This window comes from Kitasatospora sp. NPDC051164, assembly GCF_044455625.1.
GTDB lineage: Bacteria > Actinomycetota > Actinomycetes > Streptomycetales > Streptomycetaceae > Kitasatospora.
Window position 1 is genome coordinate 119,860 of sequence record NZ_JBITFB010000018.1, and the last position, 18,851, is coordinate 138,710.

Annotated in this window: 22 protein-coding genes; 5 read left to right on the forward strand and 17 right to left on the reverse strand. The window is 70.6% G+C overall.

Annotated elements, in window-relative coordinates; genetic code table 11:
- Nucleotides 1-174: 174 nt before the first annotated feature.
- From ACIBEC_RS26425 to sigJ, 3 genes are all read right to left on the reverse strand, one after another.
- Nucleotides 175-1,686 carry a HAMP domain-containing sensor histidine kinase gene (locus ACIBEC_RS26425; RefSeq protein ID WP_360498031.1) on the reverse strand — a complete coding sequence of 504 codons (1,512 nt, stop codon included), beginning with the start codon at nucleotides 1,684-1,686 and terminating at the stop codon, nucleotides 175-177.
- A gap of 16 nt (nucleotides 1,687-1,702) precedes the next feature.
- Complete coding sequence (locus ACIBEC_RS26430; protein ID WP_396288990.1) at nucleotides 1,703-2,491, reverse strand: response regulator transcription factor; 789 nt, start codon at nucleotides 2,489-2,491, stop codon at nucleotides 1,703-1,705.
- A gap of 218 nt (nucleotides 2,492-2,709) precedes the next feature.
- Nucleotides 2,710-3,669 carry an RNA polymerase sigma factor SigJ gene (gene sigJ, locus ACIBEC_RS26435; RefSeq protein WP_360498033.1) on the reverse strand — a complete coding sequence of 320 codons (960 nt, stop codon included), beginning with the start codon at nucleotides 3,667-3,669 and terminating at the stop codon, nucleotides 2,710-2,712.
- 192 nt (nucleotides 3,670-3,861) lie between these two features.
- Here sigJ and ACIBEC_RS26440 point away from each other — a divergent pair, with 192 nt between their 5' ends.
- Nucleotides 3,862-4,914, forward strand: a complete 1,053-nt coding sequence (locus ACIBEC_RS26440; protein WP_360498035.1) for a nuclear transport factor 2 family protein — start codon at nucleotides 3,862-3,864, stop codon at nucleotides 4,912-4,914.
- 91 nt (nucleotides 4,915-5,005) lie between these two features.
- Here the strand turns inward: ACIBEC_RS26440 and ACIBEC_RS26445 are convergent, their stop codons facing one another.
- The 7 genes from ACIBEC_RS26445 to ACIBEC_RS26475 all read right to left on the reverse strand — a co-directional run bounded on the left by ACIBEC_RS26445 (nucleotide 5,006) and on the right by ACIBEC_RS26475 (nucleotide 10,380).
- Nucleotides 5,006-6,244, reverse strand: coding sequence for a S1 family peptidase (locus ACIBEC_RS26445; RefSeq protein ID WP_360498037.1), 1,239 nt, complete (start codon nucleotides 6,242-6,244; stop codon nucleotides 5,006-5,008).
- 47 nt (nucleotides 6,245-6,291) lie between these two features.
- Nucleotides 6,292-6,720 (reverse strand): hypothetical protein, encoded by a 429-nt coding sequence (locus ACIBEC_RS26450; protein WP_396288993.1) that lies wholly within the window; start codon nucleotides 6,718-6,720, stop codon nucleotides 6,292-6,294.
- Nucleotides 6,721-6,724: 4 nt separating this feature from the next.
- On the reverse strand, nucleotides 6,725-7,153 hold the full coding sequence (locus ACIBEC_RS26455; RefSeq protein ID WP_360498040.1) for a hypothetical protein: 429 nt from the start codon (nucleotides 7,151-7,153) through the stop codon (nucleotides 6,725-6,727).
- Between the two features lie 188 nt (nucleotides 7,154-7,341).
- Nucleotides 7,342-8,649, reverse strand: coding sequence for an aspartate--tRNA(Asn) ligase (gene aspS / locus ACIBEC_RS26460; protein ID WP_360498042.1), 1,308 nt, complete (start codon nucleotides 8,647-8,649; stop codon nucleotides 7,342-7,344).
- A gap of 176 nt (nucleotides 8,650-8,825) precedes the next feature.
- Nucleotides 8,826-9,404 carry a GNAT family N-acetyltransferase gene (locus tag ACIBEC_RS26465; protein WP_360498044.1) on the reverse strand — a complete coding sequence of 193 codons (579 nt, stop codon included), beginning with the start codon at nucleotides 9,402-9,404 and terminating at the stop codon, nucleotides 8,826-8,828.
- Between the two features lie 66 nt (nucleotides 9,405-9,470).
- Nucleotides 9,471-9,830 carry a YciI family protein gene (locus tag ACIBEC_RS26470; protein ID WP_360498046.1) on the reverse strand — a complete coding sequence of 120 codons (360 nt, stop codon included), beginning with the start codon at nucleotides 9,828-9,830 and terminating at the stop codon, nucleotides 9,471-9,473.
- Nucleotides 9,831-9,975: 145 nt separating this feature from the next.
- Nucleotides 9,976-10,380, reverse strand: coding sequence for a hypothetical protein (locus ACIBEC_RS26475; protein WP_360498048.1), 405 nt, complete (start codon nucleotides 10,378-10,380; stop codon nucleotides 9,976-9,978).
- Between the two features lie 245 nt (nucleotides 10,381-10,625).
- On the opposite strand from ACIBEC_RS26475, the gene ACIBEC_RS26480 reads away from it, so the two are divergent.
- Together ACIBEC_RS26480 and ACIBEC_RS26485 are read left to right on the forward strand one after the other, a co-directional pair.
- Entirely contained in the window at nucleotides 10,626-11,195 is a 570-nt protein-coding gene (locus tag ACIBEC_RS26480) for a hypothetical protein (protein WP_360498050.1), read from the forward strand.
- 4 nt (nucleotides 11,196-11,199) lie between these two features.
- A complete protein-coding gene (locus tag ACIBEC_RS26485; protein ID WP_360498052.1) occupies nucleotides 11,200-11,766 on the forward strand; it encodes a DUF6529 family protein in 567 nt (188 codons plus the stop codon).
- Nucleotides 11,767-11,839: 73 nt separating this feature from the next.
- Here ACIBEC_RS26485 and ACIBEC_RS26490 read toward each other — a convergent pair whose 3' ends face one another.
- The 3 genes from ACIBEC_RS26490 to ACIBEC_RS26500 all read right to left on the reverse strand — a co-directional run bounded on the left by ACIBEC_RS26490 (nucleotide 11,840) and on the right by ACIBEC_RS26500 (nucleotide 13,565).
- Complete coding sequence (locus tag ACIBEC_RS26490; RefSeq protein ID WP_360498054.1) at nucleotides 11,840-12,367, reverse strand: hypothetical protein; 528 nt, start codon at nucleotides 12,365-12,367, stop codon at nucleotides 11,840-11,842.
- A gap of 138 nt (nucleotides 12,368-12,505) precedes the next feature.
- A complete protein-coding gene (locus ACIBEC_RS26495) occupies nucleotides 12,506-12,706 on the reverse strand; it encodes a DUF397 domain-containing protein (RefSeq protein ID WP_360498056.1) in 201 nt (66 codons plus the stop codon).
- Entirely contained in the window at nucleotides 12,699-13,565 is an 867-nt protein-coding gene (locus tag ACIBEC_RS26500) for a helix-turn-helix transcriptional regulator (RefSeq protein ID WP_360498058.1), read from the reverse strand. Before ACIBEC_RS26500 ends, ACIBEC_RS26495 begins: the two co-directional genes overlap by 8 nt.
- A 231-nt stretch (nucleotides 13,566-13,796) precedes the next feature.
- On the opposite strand from ACIBEC_RS26500, the gene ACIBEC_RS26505 reads away from it, so the two are divergent.
- A complete protein-coding gene (locus ACIBEC_RS26505) occupies nucleotides 13,797-14,159 on the forward strand; it encodes an ATP-binding protein (RefSeq protein WP_360498059.1) in 363 nt (120 codons plus the stop codon).
- Nucleotides 14,156-14,407: a hypothetical protein gene (locus tag ACIBEC_RS26510; RefSeq protein WP_360498061.1), complete on the forward strand. Its 252-nt coding sequence runs from the start codon at nucleotides 14,156-14,158 to the stop codon at nucleotides 14,405-14,407. Before ACIBEC_RS26505 ends, ACIBEC_RS26510 begins: the two co-directional genes overlap by 4 nt.
- 181 nt (nucleotides 14,408-14,588) lie before the next feature.
- Here ACIBEC_RS26510 and ACIBEC_RS26515 read toward each other — a convergent pair whose 3' ends face one another.
- From ACIBEC_RS26515 to ACIBEC_RS26530, 4 genes are read right to left on the reverse strand one after another with little or no spacing between them, the layout of a single operon-like run.
- Entirely contained in the window at nucleotides 14,589-15,281 is a 693-nt protein-coding gene (locus ACIBEC_RS26515; protein WP_360498063.1) for a hypothetical protein, read from the reverse strand.
- 10 nt (nucleotides 15,282-15,291) lie between these two features.
- Entirely contained in the window at nucleotides 15,292-16,506 is a 1,215-nt protein-coding gene (locus ACIBEC_RS26520; protein WP_360498065.1) for an ABC transporter permease, read from the reverse strand.
- Nucleotides 16,503-17,306, reverse strand: a complete 804-nt coding sequence (locus tag ACIBEC_RS26525; RefSeq protein WP_360498067.1) for an ABC transporter ATP-binding protein — start codon at nucleotides 17,304-17,306, stop codon at nucleotides 16,503-16,505. Before ACIBEC_RS26525 ends, ACIBEC_RS26520 begins: the two co-directional genes overlap by 4 nt.
- Nucleotides 17,307-17,308: 2 nt before the next feature.
- Nucleotides 17,309-18,700 carry a biotin/lipoyl-binding protein gene (locus tag ACIBEC_RS26530; protein WP_360498069.1) on the reverse strand — a complete coding sequence of 464 codons (1,392 nt, stop codon included), beginning with the start codon at nucleotides 18,698-18,700 and terminating at the stop codon, nucleotides 17,309-17,311.
- Between the last annotated feature and the right edge of the window lie 151 nt (nucleotides 18,701-18,851).

The window sequence follows — 18,851 nt, forward strand, 5'->3', positions numbered from 1 at the left end:
GGGTCGGAAAGAAAGCAAAAGCCTTGGTCCGGACAGGTTGTGACGGCCAGGCAGGGCTGATCATAGGCACACGCTTTCTTTACGCTCCATGCCGGTTTCCGGCAATGAGCGCGCCTCCGAATTGCCTGGTCCACCGGAGAATTGACGTGTCGACAAAGAACCCGAAATCCGGGCTCAGAAGGCCCGGTCGCCGTTGTCGGGCAGTTCGACCCGGAATGTCGCGCCCGCGCCCGGCGCGGTCTCCAGGCTGAGGGTTCCGCCGTGGGCGTGGGTGAGGGCGGTGGCGATGGCGAGGCCGAGTCCGGCGCCACCGCCGTTGTCGCGGCTGCGGGAGGCGTCGACGCGGAAGAAGCGGTCGAAGACCCGCTGGGCTTGCTCCGCGGTGAGGCCGGGGCCCGCGTCGGCGACCTCGAGCAGGCAGGTCCCGTCGGGCCTGGCGCCCACGCCGATCCGTACCGGGGTGCCGGCCGGGGTGTGCTTGACCGCGTTGCCGACGAGGTTGGTCACCACCTGTCGCAGCCGTGCCTCGTCGCCGAGGACGGGCGCGGCGCCGGGCGCGCCCGTGCCGGCGGGACCGGTGAGTGCGACGGGGCGGCTGGGGTCGAGCGCGGTGAGGTCGTGCAGGGCGTCGGCGGCGAGGGTGCGCAGGTCCATCGGGGCGAGGTCGAGGGGGCGTTCCTCGTCCAGCCGGGCCAGCACCAGCAGGTCCTCGACCAGGGCGCCCATTCGGTCGGCTTCGCTCTCGATGCGGGTCATGGTGCGTTTGACGTCGGCCTCGGTGGGCAGGGCGCCCATCCGGTACAGCTCGGCGAAACCGCGGATTCCGGCGAGCGGGGTGCGCAGTTCGTGCGAGGCGTCGGCGACGAAGCGCCGCATGCGGGCCTCGGACTCGGCGCGGGCGGCGAAGGCCGCCTCGATCTGGGTGAGCATCCCGTTGAGGGCGATCGACAGTCGTCCGACTTCGGTGCCCGGGGAGAGTTCGGGCATCCGGTGGGACAGTTCGCCGGCCGCGATCAGTTCGGCGCCGGCTTCGATCCGCTGCAGCGGCCGCAGTCCGGCCCGTACCGCGAAGAAGCCGAGGGCGGCGATCAGGAGCAGGACGGCGCCGCCGATGGCCAGGAAGGAGGTGCGCAGTTTGCCGAGGGTGGCGTCGGTGTCCTCGCGGGAGACGGCCACCATGACGTGGGTCGGGGTGACGGCCGGCGAGGCGAAGGTGCTGGGGCCGGCGGCCTGCCCGCGGGGGGTCTGGAGCGGCAGCACGAGGACCCGCCAGCGGTGGTGGCCGCGCTGGTCGGGCAGGTCGAAGGGGGTGTCGGGGGCGGTCCGGGCCGGGTCCAGGCCGACGAGTTGGGGCGCCGGGTCGGTGTCGGAGACGGGCTGGCGCATGACCGCCTGGACCTTGCCGTCCGAGGACAGGAACTGGACCAGGTACTGGCTGGGCAGGCTGGTGCGTCGGCCGGTGGGGGCGGGCCGGCCGGGCGTCGGCGCGGTCACCTGGGCCGGGGGCTTGCGGGACAGCGGCAGCCCGTACCGCTGGAGCTGTTCGTCGAGTTGCTCCACCAACTGGGCCCGGACGGTGCCGAGCACGAAGGTGTCGCTGACCGCGAGGCCGGTGGTGACCAGGACGAGGGCGAGGACCAGGAGCCGGGCGCGCAGCGACAGCCGGGAGGAGAAGCGGGCGAACACGTTCGTCGGTACCGGGTCAGCCCTGCGGGGGGCGGCGCAGGGCGTAGCCGATGCCGCGCACGGTGTGGATCAGCTTGGGGCCGTGCGCGGGGCCGGAGTCGAGTTTGCGGCGCAGGTAGGAGATGTACGACTCGACGATGGAGAGGTCGCCGCCGAAGTCGTAGGCCCAGACGTGGTCGAGGATCTGCGCCTTGGAGACCACCCGACCGACGTTGGCCATCAGGTAGTGGAGCAGTTTGAACTCGGTCGGGGAGAGCGCGACCGGGGTGCCGGCGCGGGTGACCTCGTGGGCGACCGGGTCGAGGCTGAGGTCGGCGACGACCAGCCGGCCGTCCTCGGCGGGTCCGCCGGCCCGGCGCAGGATGGCGCGGATCCGGGCGATCAGCTCCTCCAGGCTGAAGGGCTTGGTGACGTAGTCGTCCGCGCCCGCGGCGAGGCCCTGGACCTTGTCGCCGACGCCGTCCTTGGCGGTGAGGAAGAGCACCGGCAGGTGGTCGCCGGGGTGCCCGTGGGCCGGTCCGGCTATCTGGCCGCGGCTGGTGCGCTCGCGCAGCTTCTCGACGACGGTGAAGCCGTCGAGGTCGGGGAGCATCACGTCGAGCACGACGAGGTCGGGGCGCTCGGCGGCGATGAGGTCGAGCGCTTCGGTGCCGCTCGCGGCCGAGGCGACCCGGAAGCCGGAGAAGCGCAGCGAGGCGGCGAGCAGTTCGCGGATGTTGGGCTCGTCGTCCACGACGAGCAGGAACGCCTCGCCCTGGCTCCCGGCCGCCGTGGGGCCGCCTGGTGTGGTGACAGTGCCTTGCACGGGGCTTTCGCCTCCCGGTCGGACGATGACGTTCAGCATGAGGCTAGCCCCCGGAGGCTACGCGGCATGGATGAATGTTGGATTAACACCTTATCGGTCGGTTTTACGACGACAAGCCCATAGACGGGCGCTCGGTGGTGTGCGCACGGGCGTGAACACGCCCAGTGCGCCCCCGGCAAACAGTGCACGCTCCCGCGCCACCACCGGTATGACCCACCTCACTTCCGCACGGACGGGACTCCGTCCACCCGGTGCGGATCCGTCCACGGCCGGAGCTTCTCCGGGTTGCGCACCACCCAGATGTGGGTGATCCGGGCCTCGACGATCCGGAACGCGATCACGGTGTCGGTGACGCCGCCCCGCTGGGCGACCAGTCCGGGCCGGCCGTTGACGGTGCACTCCAGCAGCGTCGTCTCCGGCGCGACGCGGGAGGAGTCCAGGTAGGCGCGGGCGATCCGCTCGCGCCCGGTCAGCGGCTTCAGCAGGGCGCCCGCCAGGCCGCCGCCGTCGGCGACCACGATGGCATCGGGATCGAGCACGCCCATCAGCGACTTGAGGTCCCGCGCCTCCCAGGCCCGCTTGAACTCCCGGACCACACCCGCCTGCGCGCTCGTCGGCGCCACCGGGGCCTGCGCGGCACGGACCCGGCGGCGGGCGGAGGAGGCCAACTGCCGGCAGGCCGCCGGCGACCGGCCGACGATCGCGGCCACCTCGGCGAACGGGTACCGGAACACGTCGTGCAGGATGAACGCGACCCGCTCGGCCGGCGTCATGGCCTCCAGGACGACCAGGAAGGCCATGCTGACCGACTCGTCCAGGGTGATCCGGTCCGCCGGGTCCGCCGCCGTCGCCGTCGCGGAGGACGACCACTCCCGGTGCTCGGGCAGCGGCTCGGGAATCCACTCGCCCACGTAGCGCTCCCGCCGCATCCGGGCCGAGCCGAGGACGTTGAGGCAGATGCGGCTGGCGACCGTCGTCAGCCAGCCGCCGGGCGAGCCGATCGTCTCCCGTTCCCGCCGGGGCATCGCGTACCAGCGGGCGTAGGTCTCCTGCACCACGTCCTCGGCGTCCGCCAGCGAACCGAGCAGCCGGTACGCCAGATTGATCAACTGGCGCCGCTCGCCCATGATCGCGCCCGGCCCCGGATCGGGCCGCTCCACCGCTTCGTCGTCTCGCATCCGTCCCCGCCCCTTCGGATCGTCGGTCCCACTCACTCTTACGACAGCACAGGACAGCGGATTGTGACGGCCGATGGATGTGACGTTCGACCCGCCGTCTCGCGTTCCGACCCGGCGCCTCACATTCCGACCCGCCGCTTTGTCGTACCGGTCAGAGGGAAACCAGGAACACACCAGAGATCGAGGAACCTGATGAACGACTTCCAGACGATCGCCGACCGGGTCGAGATCCAGGCCCTGCAGAGCGAGTTCACCGACGCCGTGACCATGCGCGACGGCGACCGCCTCGCCGGGCTGTTCACTCCGGACGGCGCGCTGCGGATGCCCAACGTCCCCATCGAGCTGGTCGGCCCGGAGCAGATCCGGGCGGGTCGCCAGAAGCTGCAGGAGCAGTGGGACTTCTTCATCCAGAACACCCACCCCGGAGCGATCCGAATCGACGGCGACACCGCCACCGGCCGCGCCCACATGTACGAGCTGGCGCGCCTGAAGAACGGTTTCCAGGGCTTCAACCACGCCATGTACCACGACAGTTACCGGCGTACGGCGGACGGCTGGCGGTTCACCGAGCGGGTCTACGAGCTGCTGTACCTCGACACCACCCCGCTGACGGGCTCCGCGCCCCGGTCGGCCCGGGCCTCGTTCACCGTCCCGGCGCCCGCCGAGTGCCTGGAGCGGGTGGCCACCGCCCTGACGGCGAACGGCTTCACCGTCGAGATCCTCGACGGCACCGCCGCCGCGCGCGCCCGGGTCGAGGAGCTGATCCCGGCGGACGCCACCGTCTTCACCTCGGCCAGCGAGACCCTGCGGCTGTCCGGCATCGAGGAGGCCGTCAACGGCGGGGACCGCTACCGGGCGGTCAAGCCGCGTGTGTCGACCATGGACCGGGTCACCGAGGCCGACGACCTCCGGCGGATGATCGCCGTTCCGGACGTCGTGGTGGGCAGCGTCACCGCCGTCACCGAGACCGGCTCGCTCGTGGTCGCCTCCGCCAGCGGCAGCCAGCTGCCGTCCTTCGTCGGGGGCGCCGGCCGGGCGATCTGGGTGGTCGGCGCGCAGAAGGTGGTCCCCGATCTGCCCACCGCCCTGCGGCGGGTGGAGGAGCACGCGCTCCCCTTGGAGACGGTCCGCTCCGAGGCCGCCTACGGGCAGCCCAGCGCCGTCAACCAGTTGCTGGTCCTGACCGCCCCGGCCCGGATGACCCCGGGAACCGTCCTGCTGCTGCGCGAGGCCGTCGGCTACTGAGGAACGCCTCGGCGCAGGAAGTCGACCGGGCCGACTTCCTGCGCCGAGGGCACCTCGGGTGCTCCGCGTTCTCAGCTACGGTTCGAGGCGGTCACCACTGTGCCCAGTCGACCGTGGAGATGGTGTAGCCGTAGTCCCTGGCGACCGTGGCGAGCGGCTGGACGTAGGTGTAGTAGGGGGCGAAGTCGCTGGTCGAGCCCCCGACCACGGTGCCGACGGCCTTGTCGCCGTAGATGACCGCTCCCCCGCTGTCGCCGCCCATCGACCTCATTTTGTTGATCCTGATCAGGTGCTCCGTCGTACCTTCGCCGGTGGTGATGCTGGCGTCGGCGGTGCCGAACTCGCCACACTTCCAGCCGGTCGCCACGCCCGAGGCACAGACCCAGTCGTTCACCTCCATCTGGGACTGCGGGTCGGCGACGTAACCGTTGTAGTAGTTGTACGTGTTGGGGACGTCCGTCTTGATCATCTTTCCGGTGGGGTGCCACGCTCGCGGGTTGTCCACCATGATCATCTCGTAGTCCGAGGCGGGAAACTGCCGGTCGGTCACGACTCCGATGCGGGTGTTGCCCCACTGGTCGGGCCAGTTGTCGTCGCGCCGGATCACCGTGCCCTGATCCCAGCAGTGGCCTGCGGTCATCAGGTAGGTCTGACCGGCCTGCTTGAGCATGATCCCGGCCGAGCAGGTGCCCCTCTTGCCGTCACCCTGCAAACCGTCGCCCCCGGTCAGGCCGGTCCGGGCGACGGCGGCCCCCTGGTGGGTGGTGACGTTGACCTTCGCTCGGTCGGCTCCGGTGACACCGGCCGCGCGCAGTACCGCCTCGGCATCCCTTCCGGCCTGCAGGTCCAGGACGACGCGGTCGGCGCTGGTGTCCACTTCCCACGAACTGTCCTGTGGCATCAGGCCCTTGTGCCCGACCGCGTTGAGCCGCTCGTAGACGTCCTTGAGGTCGGCGGTGGTGTACGAGGCACGGTGCGGGATGATTCCGGCCTTCTCGGCCGCGTGTTCCCCCTCGTCGTCCACCACATTCGCGTGCACTTCGCCGCGCATCACGTCGAGCCAGACGCCCGCGGCCTTCGCGCCCTGGCCGGCGCGGAATGCCTTGGCGGTCATCGACAGCCCGTCCTTGGCGGCCAGGCGCTGCGCCACCTCCTGCTCCGGGAGGCCGACTTCGGCCGCCACCGCACTCGCGGCGCTCTGCGGACCGAGCGGGGACGCTAACCCGACACGGCCGGCCGCGGAACTCGGCGTCATGCCGGGCACCGTGGCGAGCCCGGCGAGCAGGACCCCCACCGCGCTCTTGGCGAGGGCCTTCCTGGGGACCTTCATGGTCATCTCCTTGGATGTGTTTCACGTGCGGGGGAGCGGGCTCCCACTCAGGCGAGGAGGTTCATGTGCGAGGACATCAGTCGGTACTGGCCGGACGCGTAGTCGTAGGAGACGTAGCCCGTCCAGTACGTGCCGACCAGCGAGTCGGTGAGCGCTCGGGTGAAGATGTACGAGGTGCCGTACGAGGCCCACTGCCAGGCGCCCGAGATGTAGGAGTTCACTCCGCACTCCTGCGGGTCGCAGGAGTACAGGCCGACCCAGTCGTACTTGCCGACCGGGTTGCCGCCGTAGTCCCAGCCGATCGTGACGACCTGGGTCTCCTTCACGTGGATGGCGGAGGCCCAGGTACCCGGCGCGGACCGGGCGACAGCCCCAGCGGCCACCGCCGGGGCCGGACCGGCAGCCGAGGCCGCCTGGACCGGCAGCGCGCAGAACAGCGCGAGGGCCAGCGCCACCCTCCTCATCGACACGGCCACGGACTCAGCTGATCGTGGACTTGTGGGACTCGATGATGCGGTACTGGCCCGAGGCGTAGTCGTAGGAGACATAGGCGGTCCAGTAGTCCCCGCTGACCGCCGCCGCGCTGGTCACGTACGACGTGCCGTGGTTGTACGCCCACTGCCAGTCCACGTAGCTGTTGATGCCGATGGCGCCCGGGTCCTGCTTGTACAGGCCGATCCAGTCGTACTTACCGACGTTGTTCGGCGGGGTCCAGTTGATCTGGACGTAGCCGCCGTTCTTGCTCGCCCAGGTCGAGGGCATGTCGCTGGCCAGCGCCGAGCTCTGCGCCTGCTGCACGCCGGTCGGCACCGCCGCTGACGCGGTGGCCGAGTCGGCGAGGGGCAGCGCGAAGGCCGTCACCAGGGCCGCGACGGCCGCGGCGCGGGTGCGGAAGGGGATACGGGACATGGGAATCCTCCTGCGGAGTCTGCCGACGCCGCCATCCGGTGGGCGCCGGGTCCGTGACCGGACACGAACAACGGTCACGGACGCCGGTAGACGCCCGGTCAACACCCATGTCGGAAGGGAGATTTGCGCCCGGGACGGCATCGAAGCAGACGGCCGATGAACACCGGCCCGGAGAACCCCCGTGCCCCTTACGGCTCCAGGCGGTGCGGCCCCCGGAACAGGAAGGTCGCCTCGCGGATCGAGGGCAGCCCGAGCGCGAGCATCAGCAGCCGGCCGAGCCCGAGGCCCAGGCCGCCGTGCGGCGGGGTGCCGTAGCGGAAGCAGTCCAGGTAGCCGGAGAGGGGCCCGGTGTCCATGCCCTTCTCGCGGGCCTGGGCGACCAGCCGGTCGTACCGGTGCTCGCGCTGGGCGCCGGTGGTGATCTCCACGCCCTTCCACAGCAGGTCGAAGGACTCGGTGACGGTCGGGTCGTCCTCCGGCCGCAGGTGGTAGAACGGCCTTACGGAGGCCGGGAATCGGGTGACGAAGACGAACTCGTGCCCGGTCTCCTGTTCGATCAGCGCGCACAGCGCACGCTCGCCCTCGGGGTCGAGGTCGTCCTTCACGCCCTCCGGGTCCCAGCCGGTGGCGCGCAGCCGGGCCAGGGCGTCGGCCATCGTGATGCGGGGGAACGGCAGCTCCGGGACGACGACCGGCGTCCCGAAGTGCTCGGCGATCGCCTCGCCGTGGCGCTCGGCCACGGCGGCGAGGACGCGGTGCAGCATCCGTTCCTCGAAGGCCATCACGTCCTCGACGCCGTCGATCCAGGCGATCTCGACGTCGACGCCGGTGAACTCGGTGGCGTGCCGGGAGGTGAAGGACGGCTCGGCCCGGAACACCGGCCCGATCTCGAAGACCCGGTCGATGCCGCCGGCGATCGCCATCTGCTTGTAGAACTGCGGCGATTGGGCGAGGTAGGCGGTGCGGCCGAAGTAGCCGACCTCGAACACCTCCGCGCCGGACTCCGACGCGGTCCCCATGAGCTTGGGCGTGTGCAGCTCGGTGAACCCCTCCTCGGCGGTCAGCTCGCGCATCGCCCGCTCGACGGTGGTCTGGACGTCGAAGACGAGGTGCTGGGCGGGGCGCCGGATGTCGAGGAAGCGCCAGTCCAGGCGCTGGTCGATGCCGGTCTTCTCGTCGATCGGCAGCTTCGGCTCGGCGAGCGAGACGATCTCCACCTGCGACGGGACGATCTCCAGACCACCCAGCTTGACCTGCGGGTTCGCGACCACCTTGCCGGTGACCTTCACGGCGGACTCGACCGTCACCCGTTCGAAGGAGGCCTCGATGACGTCGTCCTCACCACCGCGCGGATGGGTGACCTGGACGAGGCCGGTGTGGTCCCGGACCAGGACGAACTGGAGGCGCCGCTGCAGCCGGAGCGTGTTCACCCAGCCGTAGACGGTGACCGTCTCGCCGATCCGTGCGTGGAGGTCTGCGACAAGGGTGCGCGTCATGGCGGCAACTCCCTGGGTTGCGGGCGCGTTGGTCGCGCCGACGACGGGCGGTAAACGGCCGCCCGGGGGACGCGCTCACCGTAGAGGATCACGCTCCACCGCGTCGCGCACATTTCCCCCCGTCGGCTCCTTGCGGGGAGCAAGGAGCCGACCGAGCCGATCGCTCCGGGGGGGAGCTACCGAGGCTGCTGCTGTTCCCAGACCGACTTGAGGAGTTCGTACTCGACCTCGCCGTGTTCCGATCCCAGGATGGACTCCGGCCAGTCGCCGTGGAAGCTCCGGAGGAAGGACAGGCCACACTTCTCCATCACGCGCCGGGAGGGGGTGTTCACGGCCATGGTGTTCGCGGTGATCCGCCGGACCGCCAGGTCGGTGAATCCCTTGCCGATCAGGGCGCGCGATCCCTCGGTGGCGTAGCCCTTGCCCCAGGCCGCCCGGTTCAGGCGGTAGCCGAGTTCGACCACGGTGGGGTCGTGGTCGTCGAGGGGGCGGAGTTCGAACCAGCCCAGGAAGGTTCCGGTGGCCTTCTCCTCGGTGGCCCAGAAGCCCCGGGTCCCCGAACACGGGTGGTCGTGGAGGAGCCGGGGAAGGGTCCGCGTCCGGATCGCCTCGGGGTCGGCCGGCTTGCCGCCGTTGATGAAGCGCATGACCTCGGGGTCGTTGTCCAGCGCGAACAGGTGGTCGGCGTCGGCCTCGGTGAACGGGCGCAGCACGAGCCGTTCGGTCTGCAAGAAGGGATCCGGGAAGGGATGCATCCTGCGATCCTCACCAGGCGCCGCCGGGCCCGCCATCGAATATCCGGGGCGGCCCGCCGACGGGTCTCAGCCCATACCGAACCAGTCGTGGACCGGCCGCACCTCGACCGCTACGACGTGGAAGTCGAGGACGCGTGCGGCGATCTCCCGGGCCCGTTCCGGGGTCGCGCAGTCGATCACGTAGTAGGCGGTCAGGTGTTCGGCCGCCTCCTTGAGCGGCCCGTCCGCCGTGGTTGGTCCGTCGCTGTGCCACCGGAGGGTGGTCGTGTCCTTCGGGTAGGCCAGCCCGGCTCCGTTGAGCATCTCGCCGGTGCCTTCGAGGTCCTGGTGGAGTGCTTCGTGCCGGCGGAACACGTCGGCGCGCTGCTCGTCGGACATCGCCGCGGTCGCTGCGGGATCGGCGTACATCAGCACCATGTACTTCATGCCGCGATCCTGCCCCGGAACCCGGTGGCCGTCGGTGATTGCCGCGCAGGAAGTCGGACGGGTGTAGCTGATGCGTTGGGCTTCCGGGCCTGCGTCGATGGTGAACCACTCCCGGCGGGGGCGATTGTGGTCAAGCCGGCTCTGGTCACCCCTCCTCGGGGAAGGCGGCGCTCAGCGGGGAGGTGCGGGCGGCGAGGACGGCGGCAGAAACCAGGGCGAGGGCGGAGAGGCCCTGGAGGACGGCGTACCAGGCGGGGCAGAGGCCCGGGATCAGATCCACGCCGACGATGGCGATCGGCGTGATCGTGACGAGGGTGCGGACGCGGTCGAAGGCCTTGGCCGAGCCGGCGGCGGCCCGGCTCACCAGCCGGTGGATCAGCGGGGCGGCCCCGAGGAGGACGGCGCCACGGATCCACATGAACGGGGTCGTCTCGTGGCCGGTGAACGCCATCACGGCGACCGTGCCGAGAACGATCGCGCTGACGACGCCGAAGAGCGTGATGCACGTCTTCACCGTGGTGAAGCCGTCCTGGGTGGTCGTGGTCGCCATGGTCCTTCTCCTCCGTGTCGTGGTGGAAACGACGCTACGGAGCGCGAGCCGGGCCACCTACGGGTCCAGCCGTACAGGTGGGTGGGTCTGGGCCCACCCTCGCCGCCGGGACGGCGTGTTGCTGTCGGCCATCAGGGTTAACGGCCGTCCCGCCTTGCCCACCCGCTGGCGTGCCTGGTGAGGCGGCAGGCCCCTTCAGGCTGAAGTGGTGGCACCCATTCCCACCCTGGCCGGAGAGACATCCCATGAGAACTTCCCGCACGATGACCGCCCTGGCCGCCGCCGCCCTGATCACCGTGCTGTGCAGCGGCTGCTCCAGCAGCAAGAGCACGACGTCCGCCGCCGGCTCCTCACCTGCGGCGACGACCATGGCGGGCTCCTCCGGAAGCCCGACCGCTGCGGCGACGTCGACGGAGAGCGCGAGCCCTTCCGCCGGAGCCACCGGCGGCGGCACCGTGGTCGCGGCGGCCACCATCGGCAAGTACCAGAACATCCTGGTCGACTCCCAGGGCAAGACGCTCTACCTGTTCGAGGCGGACACCTCGCCCACCCCGACCTGCTACGACGCGTGCGCCGCCGCCTGGCCGCCCGTCCTGACCACCGGCGCCCCCACCGCCGCGAACGGCGCCGACCAGGCCAAGATCACCACCGCCACCCGCAAGGACGGCAAGACCCAGATCGTCTACAACGGCCACCCGCTCTACTACTTCGAGGGCGACAAGGCGCAGGGCGACACCAACGGCGAGGAGTCCAGCGCCTTCGGTGCCAAGTGGTACGTGGTCAACGCCGCAGGGGACAAGGTCGAGGGCAGCTGATCCGATGCACGCCGTCGAACGGCCGCCCCGCCCTCGGCGGGCCACCGGCCTCCTGTGGGCACTCCTGCCGGTGGCGGTGACGGCCGGCCTCTTCTGGTACGGCCGGGCACACACCCCCGACTACGCGAGCAGCCTCTTCGGCCGCCGCTTCGACGACGCCAATCAGCTCAAGGCCCAGCTCGGCACCGCCCTGCTGGGCCTCGCGCTGGTCCAGCTCCTGCTGGCGCTGTGGATGTACGGCCGGCTGCCCGGTCTGCGCGCCGCACCCCGGTCGGTCCGGACCGGGCACCGGCTGGTCGGCCTGGGCGCGTTCCTGCTCTCCCTCCCGATCGCCTACCACTGCCTCACCGCCTACGGCGTGCAGCTGACGGACAGTCGGATCGCGCTGCACTCGCTCGCCGGGTGCTTCCTCTACGGCGCGTTCGTCGCCAAGGTCATCGTGGTCCGGCACCGACGGCTGCCCGGCTGGGCCCTGCCCGCCGCCGGGGGAGCACTGATCGTCCTGATCGCCCTGCTCTGGTACAGCGCCGCGCTCTGGCGCCTCAACGACTACCACGTGCCCGGCCTGTGAGCTTCTGACCGGGCAACGCCGACGGCCCCTTGCGTGTCTGCAAGGGGCCGTCTGCCTGTCTGCAAGCGATTGCTCAGTGTGCGGCGACTGCCCGGCCGGACCACAGCACCGAACCGAGCAGGAGCGCGCCGGGAACGATTCCGGCGACCACCGCGATCACGGCGGTGGAGGCACCGAGGGCGGCCAGCACCAGGCCGGCCACACCGCAGGCCGCCATCGACCCGGCGAGGATGTGCAGGTCGGGCCGCTTCCACACGACTGCGAGACCGAAGAAGTGCACGCCGACCACGAAGGTGATCCAGGCGACGGTCCCGGTGTGCAGCACCTTGTTGATCACCATCAGGCCGACCGCGACCGCGACCACTTCGGCTGCCACCACGTACCAGTAGCCCCGCCCGAAGCCCATGCTGCTCGGCGCGGCCGTGCCGGCGGTCGCGGGAGCGGCGGCCCCTCGACCGGCGAACAGGACCCGGAGGAACGCGAGGAGGGCGAGCACCCGCAGAGGAGCACCGAGGGCGGTCGGCAAGGCCCCGGCATTCGCCTGGACGAAGACGAGCCCGAAGCTGGCGCCGATGAGTCTGCCGACCTGGTCTTTTTTCATGATCGTCAGATGTACAGCATGACGACCGCCCAGCAAAGCGGGTGCGCTAGGGGGTGGTGGTGAGGCAATCGAAGGAGAACTCACTGTCTAGGTACCGGCGGCCTCTTGCTGGGAGCAAGAGGCCGCCGGAACGAACCGCTAGACAGAGGTGACGAGGTGGTCGAACTCGCCGGCCTTCGCGCCCTGGAGGAAGGCTGCGAACTTGAGGGACGTGGTGCGGACGATGACGTCGCCCTCGTCGGACTCACGGAGTTCGATCGCCTCATCGACCGTACGGACCTCAACGCAGTCAGCGTTCGATCCGGAGTAACTTGACTTCTGCCAGTTGGAGTTACGCATTTTTGCTTTCCATGTCCTTCTTGATGGATCGAATAAACTCTCGGGACTCCGCTTCCGAGAGGGCAGCCGAACCGATTTGGGCTAGCAGCGACCGGAACCGAGCTGTGTGGGCTGGTGCATCGAAGAGCAGGTTGCCGACACCCGAGTCCGCTTGCACCGTGTCGAGCTCCTGAATCGGCCCTTCGACATACGTGAAGTTCTCGTTGGGAAGCGGGATCGTCTCAACGTCGAACGGCACGACTCGAATCAGAATGTTCGGCTGCTCGGAGGCTTCGACAAGGGCACCAAGTTGATCGGCTTGGACCTTGGCTCCGCTGAACTGCATGCGCAGCGCTGCTTCGTGGATGTACGCGGTGTATGGAGTCGATTCGGATCGGATGATGTGCTGACGCTGCAAGCGAAAGGTCGCTCTCAGATCGACCTCGTGACCCGGAAGACGCGGATAGGAACGAGCAAAGATGGCCGAGGCATAGGCGTTCGTCTGAAGCAGCCCGTGGATGAAGGCCATCGTGTAAACCGAGAGCCCTCGTGCGTGACCTTCGATCTCGGCGACCTCAAGGAAGTCCTGCGAGAGACGTCCGCGATACTCCTCCCACCAGCCGCCCTTGTCTCGATCCGTGATGATGTCCGCCAGCGCATCGATCAGGGGCTCGTTGACGCACATGCACAGCGCGGCGATCGTGCGGAGGCGTTCGACGCTGATGCCGGTCTTCCCGCTCTCCATCTGGGTCACGTGGGCGGGGTTGATGCCCAGCGCACGGGCGAGCTGGCTGCCGCCGAGGCCGGCCTGCTCCCGCATCCTGCGCAGTTCGGCACCCAACCGCAGCTGGCGGAGAGTTGGGTTCGATCGAAGAGCCATGGGGACCAGTCTGCCTCAGTGCTGCCACCACGTTCGGGGGAACTTCTCGCCGTCTGCCACAAATCTGTGGCAGGCCGCGCTATGGTCACTCTCAGATGAATCCTACGGATCGTCAGCAATGCCTTCGTTCCAGGCAGTAGGCGCCTGCTGCCCGTACGCCGAAGAGCAACCGGCAACCGGCCTGGCTCACGGCTTTCCCCCTCCCCACACCACAGCCTCGCGGAGGTTCCCGTGTGCACCCGTAACACCCCCTCGCTCACCCTCAGCCGGCAGGCTCTCCGGGACGCCCTGACCCGGTCCGACTGGGACCCGGAGACCATCTTCAACGCCGAACTCGCCCTCGCCGAGCTGATCGTCAACGCCTGGCGGCACGGCGCGACCGCCGCGCCCGTCGTCTGGTTCTCCCTCCTGAACTGCACCCTCCGGGTCTGCGTCTCGGACGAGAGCGACGCGCTCCCCCACGAGCAGTCCCTCGACCGTCTCGCCGAGAGCGGGCGCGGTCTGCAGCTGGTCTCCGGTCTCACCCACCGGTGGGGTGTCGACCCGCAGAAGCGCGGCAAAACGGTCTGGTACGAGCTGGACTCCGCCGCATGACCCGCCCGCCCGTCGCCCCGGACGACCCCCGGATGCTCGACTACACCGCGCCGCAGATCACGGCGCTCCTCGGCGAGTTGCACCGGCGGGGGCTGCCGTACGGGCTCCTCTGGGGTTCCGCCTCGGCGGGAGAGGCCACCCTCGACGGGCGCCTCCTGGTCGACTTCGGCAACGCGCCGGTCAGCACCCTGCTCAACCTCCTCCACCTCCTCCGCGATCTGGACCGGAACGAGGCGTGGGAGCGGTGAGGTTCTTCGTCGGCGCCGTGCTCGTCGCCCTTCTGGCCCTCGCGCTCGCCACCGTGGCCCTCGGCGTCGTCGCGACCCTGAGGATGCCGCGTCCCGACGACCGCGAACCGTGCTGAGCACACGCGAAGGCCCTCGCCCAGGGAAGGGGCGAGGGCCTCGCGGTCGTCCGACTCGTGCCGGGTCAGCCGCCGGACGGGTTCCGGTTACCGCCGCCGGCTCCGCCGCCGAAGCCGCCTGCTGCGGCTCCTTCGACGAGCTGGTTCGCGGTGTAGCCACCGTTGGCGTCGGGGGTGCCGACGACGGTCACGCTCTGGCCGGGCTGCAGGTCGGTGACCTTGCCCTCCTTGTTGAGCTGGACCTTCGTCGCGTCGCCGGTGGTGACCTTGACCGTGTTGCCATTGGAGTCTGTCAGGTACACGACGTTGCCGTCCACGGCCTTTACGGTGCCACGGGCGAAACCGGGCTGTCCGCCCTGCCCGCCGCCCTGGCCGCCCTGCCCCTGACCAGCGCCCTGGCCGGCCCCCTGGCCCCCACGGCGGGAGCCGTTCTGGCCGCCCCCGCCCTGGCCGCCGCCGTTCTGCCCGTAGCCACCGGCGCCACCGGCGCCACGCTGCTGACCGGCGGCGGCACCCGCAGCGGCCGCAGGCCGGGCGGACTTGCCGTTGGAGGAGCCGTTGTTCTGCTGGTACCAGATCCCGCCCGCGAAGGCACCGGTGGCGATCACGCCACCCGCCAGCACCAGGCTGATCCAGGGCAGCTTCCGACGCGGCGGCGCGGCCAGCTCGGCCGAAACGTCGCGGGCGTCCGGCGGGGTGGAGAGCAGGGCGACCTGCTCGGCCGGGGTACTGCTGACCGTGGCGATCTCTTTGCTCATGGGTGGAGTCCTACTCGTGGCGGAGGGCGTCGATCGGCCGCAGCGAGGCGGCCCGGTTGGCGGGGTAGCTGCCGAAGAACAGCCCGATGGCGACGGCGATGCCGAACGCGCCGAGCACCGATTCGGGGATCACCACCGGCTTGATGCCGACGATGCTGAAGTGCGAGCCGGCCATCCCGGCCGCGACGCCCAACCCCGCGCCGATCACCGACAGCAGCGTCGACTCGGTCAGGAACTGCCCGAGGATCACCGCACGCGGCGCGCCGAGCGCCTTGCGGATGCCGATCTCCCGGGTTCGCTCGGTGACCGTCACCAGCATGATGTTGGTGATCCCGATCCCGCCGACCAGCAGCGAGATCGCCGCCACCGCGCCGAGCAGCACCGTGAAGGTCTTCGTCGTGCTCTCCCTCGCCGTGAGCAGCGAGGCCTGGTTGGTGATCCGGAAGTCGGCCTTGGTCGGGTCGGCGATCGCGTGGGTACCGAGCAGCACCCGGGTGATCTCGGCCTGGGCCTCCGTGGTGGTGTCCGCCGAGGCGGCCTGCACCAGGATCTGGTTGACGGGGCCGAATCCCGTGAAGGCGTTCTGCACCGTCGGCAGCGGGGCGATCACGACGTCGTCCGGGTCGGTGAAGCCGGTGCCGCCCTTGGCCTGCAGCACACCGGCCACCGTGAACGGCGTGCCGCCCAGGACGATCTGCTTGCCGACCGGGTCCACCGTGTCGAACAGCTGCTTCGCCGTCGTGGCGCCGAGCACCACGACCTTGCGCGAGCCGAGCACGTCGTCGTTGGTGAAGTACTCGCCGTGCGCGACCTTCTGGTTGGAGGTCTCGAAGTACGCCGGGTAGGTGCCGACGACCGAGCCCGGGCTGTACGAGATGTTCCCGTACAGCGCCGTGCCGCTGGTCGTGACGATCGGGGCCACCGACTTGATCACGGCGGAGGCGCCGGCGTCGCTCGCGAGCGCCTTGGCGTCCGCCACCGTCAGCTTCTTCACCGAGGAGGCCGCCCGCGCGCCACCGGCCGCCGAACCGGCGCTGACGGTGAGCGAGTTGGTGCCGAGCGAGGTGATCGAGTCCTTGACCGCGACCGACGAGCCGTTGCCGACCGCCAGCAGCAGGATCACCGAGGCGACACCGATCAGCACGCCGAGCATGGTCAGCGCCGAGCGCACCTTGTTGGCGGCGAGGCCGCCGACCGCGAAGCGGAGCGTCTGCCAGAGGATCATGCCAGTACCTCGAGGTCTCGCAGGGCCGGCGGCGGTCCGTCGACCGGGGCCTGCCGGACGTCGCTCACGATCTGGCCGTCGACCAGCCGCAGCACCCGCTTGGCGTGCCGGGCGACCTCGTCCTCGTGGGTGATCAGCACGACCGTGCGGCCGGTGGCGTTGAGCCCGTCGATCAGGGCCAGCACCTCCTCCGTCGACCGGCTGTCCAGGTTCCCGGTCGGCTCGTCGGCGAGCAGCATCGCCGGTGCGGTGACCAGCGCCCGCGCCACCGCGACGCGCTGCTGCTGACCGCCGGAGAGCTGGTTGGGCTTGTGCCCGGACCGCTCGCCGAGGCCGACCAGGGAGAGCGCGGCCAGCGCCCGGCGCCGCCGCTCCGCCGCCCCGACACCCGCGTAGGCGAGCGGCAGCTCGACCTGGGCGAGGGCGGTGGTGCGCGGGATCAGGTTGAAGGACTGGAAGACGAAGCCGATCTTGCGGTTGCGCACCAGCGAGAGCTGCCCCTCGTCCAGGTGGCCGACGTCGACGCCGTCCAGCAGGTAGCGGCCGGCGGTCGGGACGTCGAGGCAGCCGAGGATGTTCATCAGGGTGGACTTGCCGGAGCCCGAGCTGCCCATCACGGCGACGAAGTCGCCCTGCTCGATGTCCAGGCTGACGCCCTGCGGTTCGCCGGTCTCCGGGTCGTCCGGGCCGCGCAGCGCGTGCACGGTGGCGTCGCCGTGCCCGTACGCCTTGGTGAGCCGGCGGATCCGGATCACCGGCACGGGCGTCGCGGGGACGCGCTTGTCGATGACGTGACGCACGATCAGCCCCTGCCGCCGCGGCCGCCGCCACTGCCGCCACCGGCACCGCCGGCACCGCCGCCCGGGAAGACCGCACCGCCCGCGCCGCCGCTGCCGCCCCGGCCGCCGCCCGCGCCCGGGAATGAGCCGTTCGGGAAGCCGTTGCTGCCGCTGGTGGTGGGGAGTTCGACCTTGTCGCCCTCCTTCAGCCCGGAGACGACCTGCACCGTGCTGTCGCCCTCGACGCCGACCCCGACGGTGACCCGCTCGGTGGCACCGTCCTCGTGCACCACGGACGCGGTCCGGGAGGTGCCGGTGCCCGACAGGGCGGAGGTGGGCAGCGAGAGCGCGTTGTCGGCCTCGCCGGTGATCACCTGGACGGTGGCGCTCAGGCCGGTGCGCAGCGTGCTGGTGTCGCCGGACAGCTGCAGCGTGGCCGCGTACTGGACGGCGGAGGAGCCGGCCGCACCACCGGAGCCGCTGCTGCTGGGCAGCGAACTGACCGACAGGACGGTCGCGTTGAGCTTGGTGTCGGACTGCGCGTTCAGCGTGACGGTGGCCGCCTCGCCCTTCTTCAGCTTGAGCGAGTCGAGCTCGGAGAAGTTCGCGGTGACCTGCATGCCGGACGGGTTGGTGAGCACGATAAAGCCGCTCGGGGTGCCCGAACTCGCGCTCGTGCCGGAGGTCTTGCCGGCCGAGGAGGAGGTCGAGGAGCCCGCGGCGCTCGCCCCCACGGTGTCGCCGACCTTGCCCGTGATCGAGGCGACCGTCCCGTCCACCGAGGCGGTCAGGGTGGTCCCGGCCAGCGCCGCCTGGGCGTTGGAGAGGGTGGTCTGCGCGGTGGAGACCTGCTGCTGGGCCTGGGCCACGGCCGCGTCGTCGACCTTGGTGGTGGTGATGGTGGTGGTCTGCGGGGCGGGCGTACTGCTCTCGCCCGCCCCGCGTCCACCACTGCCGCTACCGGTACCTCCGCCGGACCCCCCGGCGGTCGCACCGGGCAGCGGCTCGGTGGTCGTGGTGGTGACCCCGGCCTGCGCCTTGGTGAGGTTGGCGTTGGCCGTGGTGAGGGCCACCCGGGCCGCGTCCACCTGCTGCTGGGCCGCCGTGGTGTCGACGGTGGCGAGCACCTGGCCCTTCTTCACGGCGTCCCCGACCGCGACCTTGACCGCGGTGAGTCGGCCGCCCGTGGTGAAATCCTGGGCCGCGTCGGTGGGAGACACCAGCGTGCCGGTTCCGGACACGGTGGCCAGGACCGTGCCCTTGGCGACCGTCGCGGTCCGGGCCGCCGGCTTGGCCGCGGCCGGGCCGGAGCTGCCACTGACCGTGGTGTACACCAGGGCCACGCCGCCCAGCAGGGCCACACCGAGCGCGGAGTTGAGGAGGACGGCACCGCGCCGCCGTGGTAGCACCTTCATGCCGGACAGCTTCGCGGGGAGCTCTTGCGGAGCCCTGAGCGCCCGCTGGGAGAAGCCTGACCGGTCGGATCCGGGCATTGCGGACAGAACAGCCGACCTGCGCGTCCTGCTTGGCCGGTCCGTGGCCAATCGTTGGCCGAACTCCCAGCGC